The organism is Corynebacterium hindlerae (assembly GCF_014117265.1).
In the GTDB taxonomy this organism is placed as follows: Bacteria; Actinomycetota; Actinomycetes; order Mycobacteriales; family Mycobacteriaceae; genus Corynebacterium; species Corynebacterium hindlerae.
On record NZ_CP059833.1, the window covers coordinates 1,168,304 to 1,184,692 of the forward strand.

Annotated in this window: 17 protein-coding genes; 6 read left to right on the forward strand and 11 right to left on the reverse strand. The window is 59.9% G+C overall.

Annotated elements, in window-relative coordinates; all coding sequences use genetic code 11:
* Positions 1–41: 41 nt before the first annotated feature.
* Positions 42–1,049 (reverse strand): polyprenyl synthetase family protein, encoded by a 1,008-nt coding sequence (locus HW450_RS05705; protein ID WP_407926299.1) that lies wholly within the window; start codon positions 1,047–1,049, stop codon positions 42–44.
* Positions 1,050–1,248: 199 nt separating this feature from the next.
* Between HW450_RS05705 and HW450_RS05710 the strand changes: the two genes are divergently transcribed.
* A complete protein-coding gene (locus HW450_RS05710; RefSeq protein WP_182387014.1) occupies positions 1,249–2,496 on the forward strand; it encodes a geranylgeranyl reductase family protein in 1,248 nt (415 codons plus the stop codon).
* Here the strand turns inward: HW450_RS05710 and HW450_RS05715 are convergent.
* From HW450_RS05715 to HW450_RS05735, 5 genes are all read right to left on the reverse strand, one after another.
* Complete coding sequence (locus tag HW450_RS05715) at positions 2,493–3,173, reverse strand: demethylmenaquinone methyltransferase (RefSeq protein ID WP_407926300.1); 681 nt, start codon at positions 3,171–3,173, stop codon at positions 2,493–2,495. The genes HW450_RS05710 and HW450_RS05715 overlap by 4 nt on opposite strands.
* Positions 3,174–3,214: 41 nt before the next feature.
* Positions 3,215–4,414: a glycosyltransferase family 4 protein gene (locus HW450_RS05720; RefSeq protein ID WP_220463911.1), complete on the reverse strand. Its 1,200-nt coding sequence runs from the start codon at positions 4,412–4,414 to the stop codon at positions 3,215–3,217.
* 96 nt (positions 4,415–4,510) lie between these two features.
* Entirely contained in the window at positions 4,511–4,954 is a 444-nt protein-coding gene (locus tag HW450_RS05725; protein WP_182387016.1) for a DUF3592 domain-containing protein, read from the reverse strand.
* Between the two features lie 2 nt (positions 4,955–4,956).
* Complete coding sequence (gene menD / locus HW450_RS05730; RefSeq protein WP_182387017.1) at positions 4,957–6,573, reverse strand: 2-succinyl-5-enolpyruvyl-6-hydroxy-3-cyclohexene-1-carboxylic-acid synthase; 1,617 nt, start codon at positions 6,571–6,573, stop codon at positions 4,957–4,959.
* 11 nt (positions 6,574–6,584) lie between these two features.
* Positions 6,585–7,604 carry an o-succinylbenzoate synthase gene (locus tag HW450_RS05735; protein ID WP_182387018.1) on the reverse strand — a complete coding sequence of 340 codons (1,020 nt, stop codon included), beginning with the start codon at positions 7,602–7,604 and terminating at the stop codon, positions 6,585–6,587.
* 440 nt (positions 7,605–8,044) lie between these two features.
* Here HW450_RS05735 and HW450_RS05740 point away from each other — a divergent pair, with 440 nt between their 5' ends.
* Positions 8,045–8,968: a 1,4-dihydroxy-2-naphthoyl-CoA synthase gene (locus HW450_RS05740; protein ID WP_182387019.1), complete on the forward strand. Its 924-nt coding sequence runs from the start codon at positions 8,045–8,047 to the stop codon at positions 8,966–8,968.
* Here HW450_RS05740 and HW450_RS05745 read toward each other — a convergent pair.
* Positions 8,965–10,368 (reverse strand): YkvI family membrane protein, encoded by a 1,404-nt coding sequence (locus HW450_RS05745; RefSeq protein ID WP_182387020.1) that lies wholly within the window; start codon positions 10,366–10,368, stop codon positions 8,965–8,967. The two genes, HW450_RS05740 and HW450_RS05745, sit on opposite strands and share 4 nt — an antisense overlap.
* A 216-nt stretch (positions 10,369–10,584) precedes the next feature.
* On the opposite strand from HW450_RS05745, the gene menE reads away from it, so the two are divergent.
* Positions 10,585–11,724, forward strand: a complete 1,140-nt coding sequence (gene menE / locus HW450_RS05750) for an o-succinylbenzoate--CoA ligase (RefSeq protein WP_232843345.1) — start codon at positions 10,585–10,587, stop codon at positions 11,722–11,724.
* Between the two features lie 64 nt (positions 11,725–11,788).
* Here the strand turns inward: menE and HW450_RS05755 are convergent, their stop codons facing one another.
* Positions 11,789–12,655 (reverse strand): glycosyltransferase, encoded by an 867-nt coding sequence (locus HW450_RS05755; RefSeq protein WP_182387389.1) that lies wholly within the window; start codon positions 12,653–12,655, stop codon positions 11,789–11,791.
* An 81-nt stretch (positions 12,656–12,736) separates the two neighbouring features.
* Between HW450_RS05755 and HW450_RS05760 the strand changes: the two genes are divergently transcribed.
* Positions 12,737–13,612, forward strand: coding sequence for a 1,4-dihydroxy-2-naphthoate polyprenyltransferase (locus HW450_RS05760; RefSeq protein ID WP_182387022.1), 876 nt, complete (start codon positions 12,737–12,739; stop codon positions 13,610–13,612).
* Positions 13,613–13,860: 248 nt separating this feature from the next.
* Here HW450_RS05760 and HW450_RS05765 read toward each other — a convergent pair whose 3' ends face one another.
* Positions 13,861–14,178: a DUF4229 domain-containing protein gene (locus tag HW450_RS05765; protein ID WP_182387023.1), complete on the reverse strand. Its 318-nt coding sequence runs from the start codon at positions 14,176–14,178 to the stop codon at positions 13,861–13,863.
* A 27-nt stretch (positions 14,179–14,205) separates the two neighbouring features.
* Between HW450_RS05765 and HW450_RS05770 the strand changes: the two genes are divergently transcribed.
* Positions 14,206–14,436, forward strand: coding sequence for a hypothetical protein (locus HW450_RS05770; protein ID WP_182387024.1), 231 nt, complete (start codon positions 14,206–14,208; stop codon positions 14,434–14,436).
* A 33-nt stretch (positions 14,437–14,469) separates the two neighbouring features.
* Positions 14,470–14,826, forward strand: a complete 357-nt coding sequence (locus tag HW450_RS05775; protein WP_182387025.1) for an ArsR/SmtB family transcription factor — start codon at positions 14,470–14,472, stop codon at positions 14,824–14,826.
* A gap of 74 nt (positions 14,827–14,900) precedes the next feature.
* Here the strand turns inward: HW450_RS05775 and rfbA are convergent, their stop codons facing one another.
* Both rfbA and HW450_RS05785 read right to left on the reverse strand, forming a co-directional pair.
* Positions 14,901–15,767: a glucose-1-phosphate thymidylyltransferase RfbA gene (gene rfbA / locus HW450_RS05780; RefSeq protein WP_182387026.1), complete on the reverse strand. Its 867-nt coding sequence runs from the start codon at positions 15,765–15,767 to the stop codon at positions 14,901–14,903.
* On the reverse strand, positions 15,764–16,351 hold the full coding sequence (locus HW450_RS05785) for a dTDP-4-dehydrorhamnose 3,5-epimerase family protein (RefSeq protein WP_182387027.1): 588 nt from the start codon (positions 16,349–16,351) through the stop codon (positions 15,764–15,766). The genes rfbA and HW450_RS05785 overlap by 4 nt, the downstream gene beginning before the upstream one ends.
* Between the last annotated feature and the right edge of the window lie 38 nt (positions 16,352–16,389).

Sequence of the window (16,389 nt, forward strand, 5' to 3'; positions counted from 1 at the left end):
ACACCACCGACTTAAGCAAATCGGCAGGTCATTAGCTATTTTTATCCGACTCGGGAGACGGTGATCTTAGCGAGCGTGCGGAGCGCTTCGGTGGCTGCGCCTGCTGGGAGGAGATCGAGTTGGGCTTCGGCGTCGGCAAGCAGTGCGTGGACGTCGGCACGTGCCCGCTCGCGGCCGGTGGACTTTGCGAGCAGATCGAGTACCTCGGCGAGGAGGGCGTCATCGCCACCGATCGGGCCGGTGAGTTTAGCGCGCAGCGCGTCGCCCACTTCACCTTCCTCTGCGAGCGCATAGAGCACGGGGAGGGTGAAGACACCTTCGCGCAGGTCAGTGCCTGGGTTCTTTCCGGATTGGGTGTAGTCGGAGAAGATGTCGATGATGTCGTCAACAATCTGGAACACCATGCCGATGTCGTAGCCGAACTTGCTCAGCGCCGTTCGAATCGGCTCGGGTGCACCGGAATGCAACGCTCCCAGGTATCCGGCGGAGGCGATGAGCACGCCGGTCTTTTCCTTGATCACGTCCATGTAATGCTCGATGGGGTCCCCGCCACGGGCACCGACGGTCTCGCGCATCTGCCCGGTGACCAGGTCATGGAAGGTTTCTGCGAAGTGCGCGACAGTTTCCACCCCAAGTTCGGCCATGATTCGGGAAACGTTGGCCAGCAGAATGTCACCAGCGAGAATGGCAACAGAGTTATTCCACCTCGCGTTGGCGGAGTCAACCCCGCGACGCTTGTCGGCTTCGTCCATGACGTCGTCGTGGTACAGGGTGGCCAGGTGCGTCATCTCAACGATCGTCGCCGCGGAAATGACCTTTGGCGAACACGGCGCGGAACCATACTGGGACGCGATGAGGGCGAACATCGGGCGGAAACGCTTACCCCCAGCTTGGGCGAGGTGGAGAACCTTATCCGTAACGAAGTCCTCACCGCGAGACAGCTCCTGTCGCAGGAGTTCCTCCACCTGGCTGAGGCCTGCTGTGATCGAGGCGGTCAATTCCGGGTCACCCAAGGAAACCTGCGTGGTATTTCCTGCGGTGGCGGTCACTTGGGTGACAAGCTGTTCTGGTTTTTCACCAGTGTTAGGCAAGCCGGCTTGGCCGTTGCTCATTCGTCGTAGCCCTCGATCTATACTGCGCCCCCCTGCAAGAGAGGCCAAACGGATTAACTAGTTAGGTATCTACGGTAGCTTAAACAATTCCGACATACACACCCTGGGTGAGTGTTTCTGCTTTGAACTTGTCACAATGGAAGACGTGAGTGCAATCTTCTCAACGGATGTCCTGATCATAGGGGCCGGCCCAGCTGGCGCCGCCGCCGCCTTTTACGCCGCTAAGCAGGGGCTTTCTGCGCTGCTTATCGACGCCGCTTCCTTCCCACGCGACAAGACCTGCGGCGACGGCCTCACCCCTCGTGCCATGCACCAGTTGGAGAAAATCGGCCTAGCGAAGCAGATCACACAGCGCTACTCCTCCCGCGGCCTCAAGCTTCATGGTTTCGGCGGTTCCATCGAGGCCCCCTGGCCCCAGTCGACCTTTGGCGACGTTGGCTCAGCCATGCCCCGCACCGAGTTCGACAACCTGTTGGTGCAGCATGCCCTCACCCAAGACGGGGTCACGGTATGGTTCGGGGCTGAGGCCGGGGAACCAACGCTCGCGCACGGGCAAATTTCTGAGGTTCAGGTGCGGGTGGATGGCGTCGTAAAGCGCGTGCATCCCCGTTATGTCATCGTGGCTGATGGGGTGCGCTCGACGTTCGGCAAGCTGCTGGGGCGCAGGTGGCACCGCGGTGAAGTGTATGGGATTGCTGCGCGCTCCTACTGCTCTACCCCGATGAGCGATGAGCCGTGGATCCACTCGCACCTGGAGCTGCGGTCCTCCGACGGCGACGTGCAACCCGGCTATGGGTGGATTTTCCCGCTCGGCACCGGCTACGCGAATGTTGGCTGTGGCGCGCTATCGACTGACGCGCGTCCGGCCCGCGTCAATACCAAGAAACTGCTGCGCAGCTACGCGGCGTCGGTACGCGAGGAGTGGCAGCTTGGGGAGCCGGAGAATGTCGCGAGCGCGCTGCTCCCCATGGGTGGCGCGGTGTCGGGTGTTGCGGGCCCGAACTGGGCCCTGATCGGCGATGCCGCTGCCTGCGTCAACCCGCTCAATGGCGAGGGCATCGACTACGCTCTGGAGACCGCCGAGCTCGCTATCAAGCTCTGCTCCCAAGGTAAGGATCTTTCTCTCGTGTGGCCGTTTACGCTGCGGGAACACTACGGTGAAGCCTTCCTGTTGGCCCGGACCCTGGCTCGCGCCCTCACCTACCCGCAGTTCCTGCCGGTGTTCGGTCCGGTGGGGTTGCGGGTGCCCGGCGTAATGAACTCCGCAGCACGGCTAATGGGCAACCTCATCACCGACGAAGACCGCGACGTGGTCGCCCGCGTGTGGCGTGGCGCCGGGCACCTGCTTGCTTCACGACGCCACAACACCCCGCTCTGGTCCTAAGGCTTAACCGCAGAATGCAGCGCCACGATTCCGAGGGTGAGGTTCTGCCATCCCGCGCCTGCCCAACCATTGTTGTTGATCCGGCGGGCGAGTTCTTCCTGATCCGGCCAGGCACGAATGGAGTCAGCGAGGTACTCGTAGGCGGTGGGGTTGGAACTGACGGCGCGTGCAATCGCTGGCAGTACCCGCAGCACGAGGGCGTAAGCCTGGGAAAATACCGGCACAATCGGGGTGGAAAACTCGGCGATGCATAGCCGACCACCTGGCTTGGTGACGCGCGCGAGCTCCCGGATCGCAGCCTCGTGGTCATGGATGTTGCGCAGGCCGTAGGAAATGGTCACGGCATCAAACGTATTGTCCCGGAACGGCAGCTGCATACCATCGCCGGCCACTTTGGGAACATCGCGGTGCTTGCCAGCAGCCAGCATCCCTAAGGAAAAATCGCAGGCGATACAGGTGGCGCCGGACTTGGCTAGTTCGACGGTAGACACGGCCGTGCCGGCGGCAAGATCCAGCACCAGTTCTCCGGGTCGCAGCGCCAGGCGCTCCCGGGTCCGGCGACGCCAGTGGGCATCGATCCCCAAGGTGAGGATGGTGTTGGTGATGTCGTACTTCTTGCCTACCTGGTCAAACATCCGGGCCACGTCAACGGGTTGCTTGTCCAGAGTTGCCTTAATTCCTTTTTTAGCCACGCCCTTAAATGTAGCCGAAGTGCGCGCTAGCTGATTCGCGCGCCCAGTGCCTTCGCTGCCCACAGTGGGAGCTCTGGACGTGGGCCAAAGATGGTGAGCGGCACGCGTTTGGACTGCTCGATCACGGCGTCATAGTGCTTTATGAGCTGCTCGCACAGGCTCGACCAAGTCTTGGTCCGCACGGTATTGCGGGATGCGGCTGCGAAACGATCGTAGCGCCGTGGGTCCAAAATCGCGTCGACGGCGTCTGGAAGCTCCTCAGAGAAGGTCTCCACATCGAGCAAATCCCCATCCACACTTGGGGTGATGAGGTCAATGGGGCCACCCGCGCGCGGTCCGATGGTCGGGATGCCGGAGGCGTGGGCCTCCTGAATCGCTTGACAGAACGTTTCGAACTCGCCGGTGTGGACGAATAGGTCCAGGCTGGCGTATGCGCGAGCCAGGTCTTCCCCTCCCAAGGCTCCCATAAACACTGCCGTCGGGAGCAGGGATTCCAAGTGTTGCCGCTCCGGCCCATCGCCCACAATAACGAGCTGCAAGTCATCCCGATCCGCCAACGAAGCCAAGCGATCTACTCCCTTTTCCGCAGCCAGGCGCCCGACGAATCCGACGATCCGCTTGGAACGGGTGGGGTCCCAGGTAGTGCGGAGCTCTTCGCTGCGCTTGGAAGGGTGGAACCGGACGGTGTCGACACCACGACCCCAGTGGTAGATCTCATTGATCCCGTGCGCTTCCAACTCGGCGATGGTCACCGAGGAAGGTGCGAGCGTGCGCTGACACATGTTGTGCAGCGTGCGAGTCCATTCCCAGCTCGCCGCAGCCAACGGGGTGAGCTTGTACTTCGTGGCAAATCCCGCCACATCAGTTTGGTACACCGCGATCGCCGGGATGCGGAGCTGACGTGCGGCCAGCGCCCCAGCGCCACCAAGCACGAATGGTGAGGCGAGGTGGATGATATCCGGGTTGAAGTTGCGAAGCGCCTGGGTGACTGCCGGGATGGGCACGCCCACTGGGAGGGAGTTGATCAGTGGCACCATGATCGTGGGGACACGGAAAATCTCGAACCCAAGGTAGGACGGGATCTCTTCCTCGAAGTCGCGGGCGCCTGGTGCGATCACCAGGGCCTCGTGGCCATGCTCGTGCAGGTGTTCCAGCACGCGCAACACCGAGTTGGTGACGCCATTGACATTTGGAAGGAAGGACTCAGCAACAATTGCAACTCGCATGGAATCCATACTCTCCTTTGAAAGCCACCACAACCTTGTCAGAAGGTTAAGTTAGGGAAACATTCCGGCAAACGTTTCGAACCGCAATCCTAACTCTTAGCCCCCTTCCAACAGCGCGGCGCGCAGGTTGAGACGCTTACGCCACCACCCCAGCAGGGTGAGGAGCAGCGCAAACACGGCAGTTGAGATGAGGAACACACTTGCGGCGGGTAGCAATGCCAGAGTCCAATTGCGCCCTTGCACCTTCACCAGCTCAGGGTCACGTTTGGAATACTCGACCCACACCCGCTGGCCCTCCCCTAGCCCGCCGGGGTAAAGCACTCCAGTTTTGGGGGCGTGGAAGAGACCTGCTTCGTCTTGGTAGTCGATTGTGGTGCGAAAGGATGTCACTGAGGTGACGCGAGCAAGTGCCCGCCCATGGTTCTGGGCAATCTCACGATCGTTGAGCAGCGGCCCAATAACGAGCGCCGCACTACCGACTACTGCGCACAGGTAGAGCGCGAGAACAAGCTGGGTGACCCTGCGGTGAATGCGGTGCATGACTACCAGGCTACGGCCTTGGCGATCTCTTCGTGCAGGTCACGTCGCCCATCGCGGGTGGTCACTGCTTCGATCACACGAAACTGTGGCGGTCCCTCAATGTCATCGAGCAGCTTATCGACGAGCTCCTGCACACTTTCCGCCCGCTCGTAGCCGACGCCGTAACCAGCACAAAGCTCAGCAAGGTTCACATCGTGTGGCGTACCGAAGACCCGCTCGAAGCGGTCACGGTATTCTTCCGCGCCTTGTTCCAGGGTTTCAAAAATGCCGCAGCCGTTGTCGTTAGCCACCACGATGGTGAGATTTTCTGGGCGCGGTTCGTCCGGCCCGATCAGCAGTCCCCCAATGTCGTGCAAGAAGGTGACATCGCCGAGCAGGGCAACGGTCCGGGGCGCCCGAATCTCAGCTGGGTATTGTGCTTGGGTGGCCAGCGCAATCCCGATGGTCTGGCTGACGGTTCCGTCGATTCCGGCTGCGCCGCGCGGGGAGTAGGTAGACACGCCGTCGAAAGGCAAGCCGACGAAGGCAACATCGCGGATCGGGTTGGACGCCCCAACGACCAGGGTGTCCCCCACCCCCAAGGTATCTGCGATCGCGGCAGCGGCATGCAGCCCGGTGAAGTCTGCGCAGCTTTCCAACCCGTCCCGCACCGCATCCGCAGCGAGCTGGCCTGCGGCTTCACAGATTTTCAGCCACTGCGTGGACGGCTGCCCGGTGACACGCACCGTGGATGCCACCCGGCGCGCCGCCCCGGTCGGGTCGGTGTAGTTTGCCGTGCGGGTGAGCACGGTGATATCGATGTCCTTATCCTGGGTCAGTTTGAGCACCCCACGGTGCAAAGTTGGGTGCCCTACCACCACGATCTGCTCTGGCTTGGTGTGCACCACATAGTCCTCGGCGGACACCTGAGGTTTGTGGAACACGTGGGCTGCGAGTGGATGCACCGCGTTGTGTGGCGCCGGTGCGGTTGGTTCGGCGATGGTGGGTACATCCTCCAGGCCGGGGACCTGCCAGGCACCGTCGCCTGCGATGACCAAAGTGTTTTTGGAAAGGTCAATATCAGCTACGCCCCAGTCGGTGTGACCAAGCGAGATGTCGTGGACGTCTGCGGTGACCTCAGGAGCCTCGCCCACCAGCGGGTTACGGAACGCCACGTTCACATGGGAGACCGGGCGAGCGAGCGCGCGGCGCACAGTGACGGCGGCGGTCTCCGGTCGGGTCTCCACATCGATGCCGAAGGTCGTGGCATACGGCTCGAACAGCCCACACTGTTCGATGGTTTGGGAGGCGCCAGTGCCAACGAAATAGCGCGGGCGATCCGCTGACAGGATCATCAGAGGCGTGTTGGTCAGGTGCGCTTCGATCACCGCGGGCAGGGTGTTCGCCACCGCGGTACCGGATGTCATCACTACAGCTACCTGGCGCTTTTGCACTCGGGCGATGCCGAGGGCGAGGAAGGCGGCGCTGCGTTCGTCGATACGCATGTGCAGCTTGAGCGGGGACCTGGCCAGCTCCAGCAGCAGCGGGGCGTTGCGCGAGCCGGGGCACGCAACGATGTCAGTCATTCCACTGGCAACCAGCTCAGCAACAATTCGGGCAGCAACATCCGTAGCGGTCATGTGGCCATATTCTAGTTGTTGCGTCGCGCCAATTCCGCATGCGTCGCGCGCAGGCGGTCGATCCACCACTGACGCGTATCTTGATCGGCCCGAAGCTCAGCGAGCCTAGCAGGGTCCGGGGCCACTGGGTCGGCGGACAGGTGCCCATCCACCAGCTCCCTTGCGGGTGCTACATCCTCCAGGAAGAGCGATCCGGTGCCCAGCCCAGCCGGTGCCGGCGGCACGGCAATGAGATCGTCGTCATCGTGCGTCGGCAAGGCAGCAACAGCGGCGATACCGGCACTGAGCCCCACCGCAGTATCAAGCGCGCTGGAAACCGTGACGTCCATGCCGTGTTTGCGCAGGTGGGAGGCAACCTGAAGGAGACGGCGCACCCCACCCAATGGCGCTGCCTTAACGACGCCCACATCCGCAGCGCGCGCCTCAAGCACCCGAAATGGGTCGTCGGCTTTGCGGATCGACTCATCCGCGGCGATGCGCTGGAAAATCCCCTGCCTAATGAGGCGAGTGCGCAGCTCTTTCAACTCCGCCAGGGTGGCGCAGGGTTGTTCCAGGTAATCAAGTGGCCCGAAGGTCTTGGCAGCCTCTTCTGCCTGGTCTACGCTCCAACCAGTGTTGGCATCGATACGCACTTTCACACCAGGGCGGGCTGCTCTGACTGCTTCGACACGGGTGCGATCCATGTCCAGCGTGTGTCCCTTTTCTGCCACTTTCACTTTCACGGTCATGCAGCTGGGAAATCGTTCCAGCAGTTCGGGGACCATTTCCGGAGCTACCGCAGGGATGGTTGCGTTGACTTCCACTGTGTCCCGGAGCGCTAGGGGCGGCCCCTGGTAGGCCATTTCAATACCGCAGGCTAGCCAGTTTGCTGCCTCTGCTGGCTCGTACTCCTTGAACGGGCTGAACTCTCCCCAGCCGGCCGGTCCCTCAATGAGGAGGGCCTCCCGGGTAGTGATACCGCGGAATTTCACCCGCATTGGCAGTGAAACTACGTGAGAGCGTTCGATGAGCTCATCCAGGGAGGGAATCATTGGGCTACTTTCTTGTAGATGGGTAATGACTTTCACCCTAGCTGTAATTCGCAAACCATCAAGTCACACTTAATCCCCCGCTTAGGGGACTTGATACTCACCGCTTTTGTGGAACAAATGTCCCTATCGGTGGCAACACTCCCAGCAGACATAGGCCATTGCAAATAACAGGGATGAAATTCACACATCTCACCACCGAACATCGTTATCAACACGTCATACTTATTTCAGACATCAGCGCAACACCGCAAGGTGATGTCACTCACCTGACGGGGGCAGGATGAGAAGTTGCACACTGCAATGTGAAGCAACATCGGGGGAGCTTTGGGGGCGCATTGCAGCAATGGAGCAGGCCGCGGAAGCCACCATCTCCTGCCAGGGGGAGGCAGCAGATAGTGAGCTTCCGCGGCGCAGGACGGGAACCACATACAGTAGAGACCATGACTAATCCCTTTGACCCCACCCAATGGCAACCCGTCGCAGGCTTCGAAGACCTCACCGACATCACCTACCACCGCCACGTTGGCACAACTCGTGCCGACGGCATCGTGCGCATCGCCTTCGACCGCCCAGAAGTACGCAACGCCTTCCGCCCCCACACCGTGGACGAGCTCTACCGCGCCCTTGACCACGCCCGCCGCACCCCAGATGTGGGAACCGTTCTCCTCACCGGTAACGGCCCCTCCGAAAAAGACGGTGGCTGGGCATTTTGTTCCGGAGGTGACCAGCGCATCCGCGGTCGCTCGGGGTACCGCTACGCCTCCGGCGAAACCGCAGACACAGTCGATGAAATACGCACCAAAGCCGAAGGCGGGCGCCTACACATTCTGGAAGTTCAGCGCCTCATCCGCACCATGCCGAAGGTGGTCATCGCCGTCGTTAATGGCTGGGCGGCCGGTGGCGGGCACTCCCTGCACGTGGTGTGCGACCTGACCATCGCCTCCCGCGAATACGCCAAATTTAAGCAGACCGACGCCGATGTCGGCTCCTTCGACGCCGGATACGGCTCGGCTTACCTGGCCAAAATGGTCGGGCAAAAGTTTGCCCGGGAGATCTTCTTCCTCGGTCGCACCTACGACGCCGAAACTATGCACTGCATGGGAGCTGTGAATATCGTGGCGGACCACGCCTCGCTTGAAGCAGAGGCTATCCAGGTCGCGCGCGAAATCAACGGCAAATCCCCCACCGCGCAGCGCATGCTGAAGTTTGCCTTCAACCTCACCGACGACGGCCTCATGGGCCAGCAAGTCTTCGCAGGTGAGGCCACCCGTTTGGCTTACATGACCGATGAGGCCGTGGAAGGTAAAAACAGTTTCTTGGAAAAGCGCGATCCGGATTGGACCGAATTCCCTTACTACTACTAGTGCAGCGCTAGCGGGCGAGTTGACCCGGTTTCACTATCGGGTCGCTCTTCATCATCTGGCGATTGGCCAGCGGTGTTCGCTGCAGCTTCCTTAAGGTTCTGCTCCGCTTCCTCCGCTAGCTTCTCACGCAGTTTGGCAGCCTGCTCGTCGGTGAAATCGACGTTGTCATCGGCTGCCAGCTCGTCAGCCACCTCCAGGAGCACGGCCTCCCGAAGTTCCTCATTACTCACCGGAGACTGTTCCGCCACAATACGCAGCTTGCGGGCATGCCTGCGGGTAAATACGGTTGCCGGATTCAGCATGCGCGACACGAGGGTACGCATCGTCTCGCGTCGCTCAATTTCCGCGTTAATTCGGGTTCGGCCACGCAGGTACGCCGCGATGAGGGTGGCAATGAGCATCACACCTACATAACCCAGGAGTGGGTAAAGGGCGGACACCAGAGTCTTGAAGCCTACGAAGCTGAGAACAAAACCGACCAGAGCCATCGCAATATAGACAACACGGAAGCGGTGCGGTTTGTTCGCGGTGAGCCGGCGAGACATCGAGTAGAACATGCCAATCGCGGTGTTGTAGATCATGGCGTAGATAACGACTGCCATTACGTTGCCCAGCAGCGGATTAACGTTATTGACCAAAGCGAGGGTCGGCATATCCTCGTGGCTCACCACTGGGAGCGCCACCCAAAGCGAGAGCACCAGACCGACGAGCAAGACCGCGAAGATCAGGCCACCGAAGAGCCCGCCCCACCCAGCGGCCTTCGTATCGTATTGAGATCCACCGATCACGATGCTCATGGACGCTGCCACGATCATGTTGAATCCGAGGTAATTGAGACATGCCACCCACCAGTTGGGCAAAGTGGTTTGCACCGAATCAGCGTAGGGCTGCAGGGTGCTCAGGTCGCTTGGGGCGTCACGAAGAGAAAACACCATCGCCAGCACCAGGAAGAAAATGATGAATGGGGTGGCGATACCAATCACTTGACTGACGCGGTCGACGTCCAGGAATCCGGTTGCGATGACCAGCCCCAGCATCAGCAGCGCACCTACCCACATCGGCAGTCCGAACTGCTGCTGTAGGTTAGCGCCAGCTCCCGCGAACATGACGAATCCCACTGAGAATAGGGTCGCCATAATGCCGTAATCCAACACCCGCGCAACGATGGGATGGGTGACCCGATCAAATACTGCGGTGTGTTCGCCAGCAAGAAAGTAAGAACCAAATTTCAAAACGATCATAGCGGTGACAGCCATCAACACACCGGCTATGACCGCACCGACAACTCCCCACTGCCCGAAAGCGACGAAGAATTGGAGCGCTTCCTGTCCGGAAGCGAAGCCAGCACCAACGATGATGCCAACGAATGCCATTGCGATACTAATGGACCTTTTAAGCACGGATATTCCTTTTGTGTTCAACCTATATCGTTCAATGATAGGCCACGCCCAGCGCAGCGAAAGGTCACGGAGAGGTTCATACCTGGGGTTTTCTGTATCGCACCAAGAAAACAATCTTAAAACTTGACCACAACACACTGCACTTATAGGCATTTTTTCCAACGTTATCAAATGGTTATCAAAGAGGTATTGACGCACCCTCTACACTTAACTGCTGTGCAATCACTCAGCCTCGACCCCCTTATCGTCCCTGCGCACAATCCGATCGCCATCTTGGACGACCTGGAGCGAGCCATTTCTGGACAATGCTCCCTCCTCCCCCTACCGGAGAAAGACCGTGCGCGACAGGCGACGCTGCGGGCGTCGCAACGCGTGGGCGAACCGATTGCAGACACGGCGCTGGTGATGGCAACCTCTGGCAGTACCGGAACCCCTAAGGGGGCGATGCTTTCCCCGCTGAACCTCGTGAGCTCTGCTGATGCCACGCACCAAGCGCTCGGAGGGCCCGGCCAGTGGCATCTGGCGCTCCCTGCACACCATATCGCCGGCATCCAGGTGCTCGTCCGCAGCCTCATCGCCGGGATCGAACCCACCCACCAGGATGTAAGCGCGGGTTTTAACCTGGATGCGTTTTCCACCGCAGCGTCTGAGCTGGCCAGCACGGGCGACCGCTCCTACACCTCCCTGGTGCCGAATCAACTCCTCAAAGCCATGGAGACCCTGCAGGGCATCGAAGCGCTCCGCCTTTTCGACGCCATCTTGGTCGGTGGCGCGCCGGCCACTCGCGAAACCTTAAGAGCCGCACGGGAACTCGGAATCAATGTGGTGACTACCTATGGCTCCTCTGAGACCGCAGGCGGCTGTGTATATAACGGCAAGCCCCTCCCTGGCGCGCGAGTACGCACAGTCGGTGAGCGTATCCACCTAGGCGGACCGATGATCGCGTCTGGTTACCGCAATGCCCCAGACCATGAGGCTTTCGCGGAACCCGGGTGGTTTGCTACCTCGGATTCTGGCGTCCTCACCGAAGGAGTGTTGCGGGTGACGGGTCGACTAGACAATGTGATTATTACCGGTGGGCTCAAGATTCATCCGGAGGTAGTGGAAGAGGCGTTGCTCAACGTCCCCGGTGTGACAGGCGCATGCGTGGTTGGGGTGTCCGATGAGCGACTGGGGCAGAAAATCGTGGCCGCCTACACAGGTAAGGCCACACCGGGCGATGTCATCGAGGGACTTGATGAGCTGCAACGATGGCAGCTCCCTAAGCAGCTGCTGCATCTGGACGAGCTTCCGCTCACCGGACCGGGAAAAGTGGACCGCATGAAGGTGACGAAGCTGCTGACGGAGCGTAAGTAAAATTCGACATTTCTTCGTTCTGTGAGGCGCGAAAACGGCTCAAAATGTCGAATTTTACTTACGGTTAGTCTTCCTTCCTCGAGCACTCGCGTAGCAGCGCCACATCTTCCTCGGTGTACACCTTCTTGATCTGCTCGTCGTTGCCACCCATCAGGGTATTTCCTACTACCAGGGCCCCTACCTGCGTAGATGGGATGACAGCAAAGTGCCGTGGCTGCGCGTAGACCTGGCGGATTGGGTGCCCGGAGCGAAGCGCGCAGACGTGGAGCCACACGTCGTCGGCGCGCGGGGTGAGGTTCATGAAAACATCGCCTTGGTCCACCACGTACTGGATGTAGGAGGCTGGGTACAGCACACCGGAGACGCCAGTGGCGAAGTGAAGGAAGCTGGCCTGGCAGGTGTCGGCCGCGGACCATTTGGCGTAGGGCATCATTTTGTCATCGCGCAGTTCGATGCGGTGGGCACGGTAAGCGATCACTACATCGTTGCGCAGGTCCCCGATGAATAGGAGGTTCTGCAGGAACCATTCGGGGTAAATCATGTCGTCATCGATGGTGGCAACCCGGGTTCCGGTGCCGGCGACCTCGCGGAATTGGCCCCAGTATTTGGTATGGGGTCCATAGCGGCCGTCGGAACATTTCACCTGCAGGCCGCGTTTGATCAGGCGTTTCAGGGTCTCTGGGTATTCGGAGTTGAAGTCGGGTTCGTCGAGCCACAGCACGATGGGGGCCTTTTCGTAGCCACGCGCGATGGACTCCAGGGTGAGATACACCTTGGTCAGTCGTTTGCCGTGCGTGGTCAGCGAAATGATGACGTCGCCCTCTTGCGGGATTTTTGTGCGCGATAGCCTATTGGCGATGAACAGTGGGATGATGCGGAAGCACGTGAGGAAGAAGCTGGCGATTTGCCCTAGTGCGTATCCGATCCACATCATGCAGCGACTCCTTGTCTGTTTGGCTTTTGACTACACTACCCGCGGTTCCTGGGAACTGCCCTAGTAGTATGTGAAGTTATGCCTTCTGCGTCTCAATGGTTTCAGGCCGCCCGCCCCCATACCTGGGCTAATGCTTTCGCGCCGGTTATTGCTGGTTCGGGGGCTGCAGCGTTTCAGGGTGGTTTTAGCTGGTGGCGGGCTTTGCTCGCGGCTGGGGTGTCGTGGGCGCTGATTATCGGTGTGAATTACGCCAATGATTATTCGGATGGCATTAAGGGCACTGATGAGGATCGCACTGGTCCACTCCGCCTCACCGGCTCCGGAATCGCTGCGCCCGCTTCTGTGAAACGGGCTGCGTTCATTGCTTTCGGTGTGGCCGGTGTCCTTGGCATTGCGCTTTCTCTGGCGTCCGCCTGGTGGCTGATCCTGGTCGGCCTGGTCTGTATCCTCGCGGCGTGGTTCTACACGGGTGGCTCCAACCCCTATGGTTACCGTGGGTTGGGCGAGGTCGCCGTCTTTACCTTCTTCGGCTTGGTCGCCGTGTGTGGCACGGAGTTCACGCAGGCTGGGCGCGTTTCGCTCGCTGGCTTGACGACGGCCATTGCCGTCGGTTCCATTTCCGCCGCCGTGAACCTGGCCAACAATCTGCGTGACATCCCGACAGACACCGAGGCCGGGAAGATCACTCTGGCTGTGCGCCTTGGTGATGCCGGGACACGCCGCCTCTGGCTCATCCTCGCCGCCATGCCGCTGGGCGCATCGCTGCTGCTCAGTGTCCTCTGCACCCCGTGGGCGTTGGTTGGACTTGCGTCCGCTGTTTTATTGGTGCCCGCCTCCAGGCCGATCCGTTCCGGGGCCCTCGGCCCCGCACTGATCCCAGTTTTGGGGCTCACCGGACGAGCCATGCTGGCATGGTCCGTGATTACCGCTGTGGCCTTAGCGTTCGGGGGATAAGAATCACTGTTAGGTTAGGGAAAAAGCACATAGCCGGTGATCCAATCCCGGAGGTGATCAGCCAAAGTGTAAGTAGCACCATGAGCAGGCAGCCCACAACAGCAAATACCCATTCCACTTTTGTTGTCTGTGGCCCCACTAGTAAAGCCGAAGAAGGAACTGCATAGTTGCTTATCGCCACAGACAGCGTTCAGCAAAACTGCGGCGATAAGCACAATGTCGGCGCACGACACTCGGATCATGATCCCCTAGCGTTCGGCTAGTTCCTTCTTCACCCACGCTTTGTGTGCCTTGCGTTGTGCGTCCCACTCGGCGAGCTCTTCGTTTACCTTAAGGCGCAGGCCTTTAAAGACGAACATTGACAGCGGGAATGCCACCAGCAGGCCCAGCAGTGCCGAAATTAGCAGCGGAACTGGGGCTCCGATAAGGTAGGCAGCAGACTGAATAATCACGGTGAGCACGATGAAGAGCGCCAACCGTGCGAGCCCGTACAACGCGATGTCTCGCCACGCACGGTTTCGCAGGGACTTATCGAGGATCGGTTCTTGATTCACAGCTTTGACCATACTAGAGGCATCTAAGGAAGTATCCCCATGGGACGTTTGTTACTACTCATTCTGATCATCGCTGCCATCTACCTGCTCTGGAAAGCCTTCGCCCCCACCTCCCTCGGTGGCGCACCACGTCCGCAGCAGCGCCCCATGATCAAAGGCCCTGACGATGACGAAGACTTCCTATGGAAAATCGAAAAGGAACGCTTCAAGAAACGCCGTGAGGAAGAGTGGCGCCGCGAGCAAGAAAAACGCGACAACCAGGACTCTTAAGCCATTTTTGATCAAAGGCGTACTATCAAACCTATGACTTCCATGGCAGCCACCACCAGCCCACTGGATGTAACGGGCACCACCGGCCCCCTCCGCCCAGTGTCAGACAACCCCGACTTCGACCACATCGTCGGCGTATTCAAAGCCCTCGCCGACCCAACCCGGCTTCGTCTCCTGCACCTGGTCGCTCAAAAAGGCTGCGAAGACGTCTGCGGACTCGAACTAGCTGAAGCCCTCGGTGTCTCCGCCCCCACCGTGACCCACCACATGAAAAAACTCATCGCCATGAACCTCGTCAAACGCGAACAGCGCGGCAAGTGGGCCTACTACTCCGTCAACGAACGCCTGTTTACCTGTATCGAGACGCTGGCGTCGGACATCATTAAGTAGTGGCAAATTTGTGGTTCTGATTAGCCAAAACGGGGGTGCTCTTTGGCCAGAACCCACAGGAAATTCGGCAGCTGTTACCCGCGCCGCAGCACTTGCAGCAGGTACTCGCCATACCCTGAAGCCTTGAGTTCTTCGGCGCGCCGTGCCAGGTCATCGGCTGTAATGTAGCCCATCCGCCAGGCGACTTCTTCCGGAGCCCCAATCTTGAGCCCCTGGCGCTGTTCGATGGCGCGCACGTAGTCGCCGGCGGCCATAAGGGTGTCGATCGTGCCGGTGTCGAGCCAGGCAGTCCCCCGAGGAAGCACCTCAACGTGTAGTTTTCCGGTCTCCAGGTAGACCTTGTTTACGTCCGTGATTTCCAGCTCTCCCCGCTCGCTGGGCTGCAGGCCACGGGCAATGTCAACAACTGCGTTGTCGTAAAAATACAGGCCAGGAACAGCGTAGTTCGAGGATGGATTCTCGGGTTTTTCCTCCAAGCCCGTCGCTTTGCCTTCCGCATCGAAAGACACCACACCGTAAGCCGAGGGATCAGCGACCCAGTAGGCAAAAATGGCACCACCATCGATGTCTTGGAACCGACGAAGCTGGGTGCCCAGCCCCGGACCATAGAAAATGTTGTCACCCAGCACCAATGCCACCGAGTCATCACCGATATGGTCAGCACCCAGGACGAATGCTTCCGCCAAACCGCGCGGGGCGTCCTGGGTTTTGAATGTCAATGAGATGCCGAACTGACTGCCGTCGGCAAGCAGGCGCTCAAACTGCGGGCGGTCCTCCGGCGTGGTGATGATCAGGATGTCGCGAATCCCGGCGAGCATCAGGGTGCTCAGCGGGTAGTAGATCATTGGCTTGTCGTAGACCGGGACCAGCTGTTTGGAAACACCGAGGGTGATGGGGCGCAGGCGGGATCCGGTGCCGCCGGCGAGGATGATGCCTTTCACTCGGCCCACCCTTCACGCAGCATTGCTTCAAATTCGGCGCAGTCCTCCCAGAGGGGCAGCTTCGCGTCAGCGAATGCGGGCGCTTCCTGGTCTTTGTCAGACAAGATGTAGTCCGCTGCTGGCCACTCGATGCCCGCGGAAAACGGATCGATCCCGTGCTCCAGCGCCGGTTCATACTCAGAGGAAGTGAGATAAGCGACGGTCGAATCCTCCAAAGTCAGGAATCCGTGCGCCGCACCGATCGGGAGATAAAGGCTGCAGCGGTTCTCAGCGGTGAGCTGGGTGGCGAACCACTTGCCAAACGTCGGCGAACCGACGCGCGAATCCAGCACCACATCCCAAATCGCGCCACTCATGCAGGTCACGAACTTCGCCTGCCCCGGCGGAACATCAGCAAAATGCAGGCCCCGAACCACGCCCCTCTTTGAAAAGGAGATATTAGATTGTTGCAGGTCAAAAGGGTATCCGATGGCCGCTTCAAACTCAGAGGCCTTGAACCACTCGTTGAAAGTGCCGCGCCGGTCGGGGAAAATCTTCGGCTCGGAAAGGAAAACACCGTGAACTTCTGCAACAGGCTTCAACATGGTGTCTAGTGTAGTTCGCTTGGCTGGTTTATGGGTCA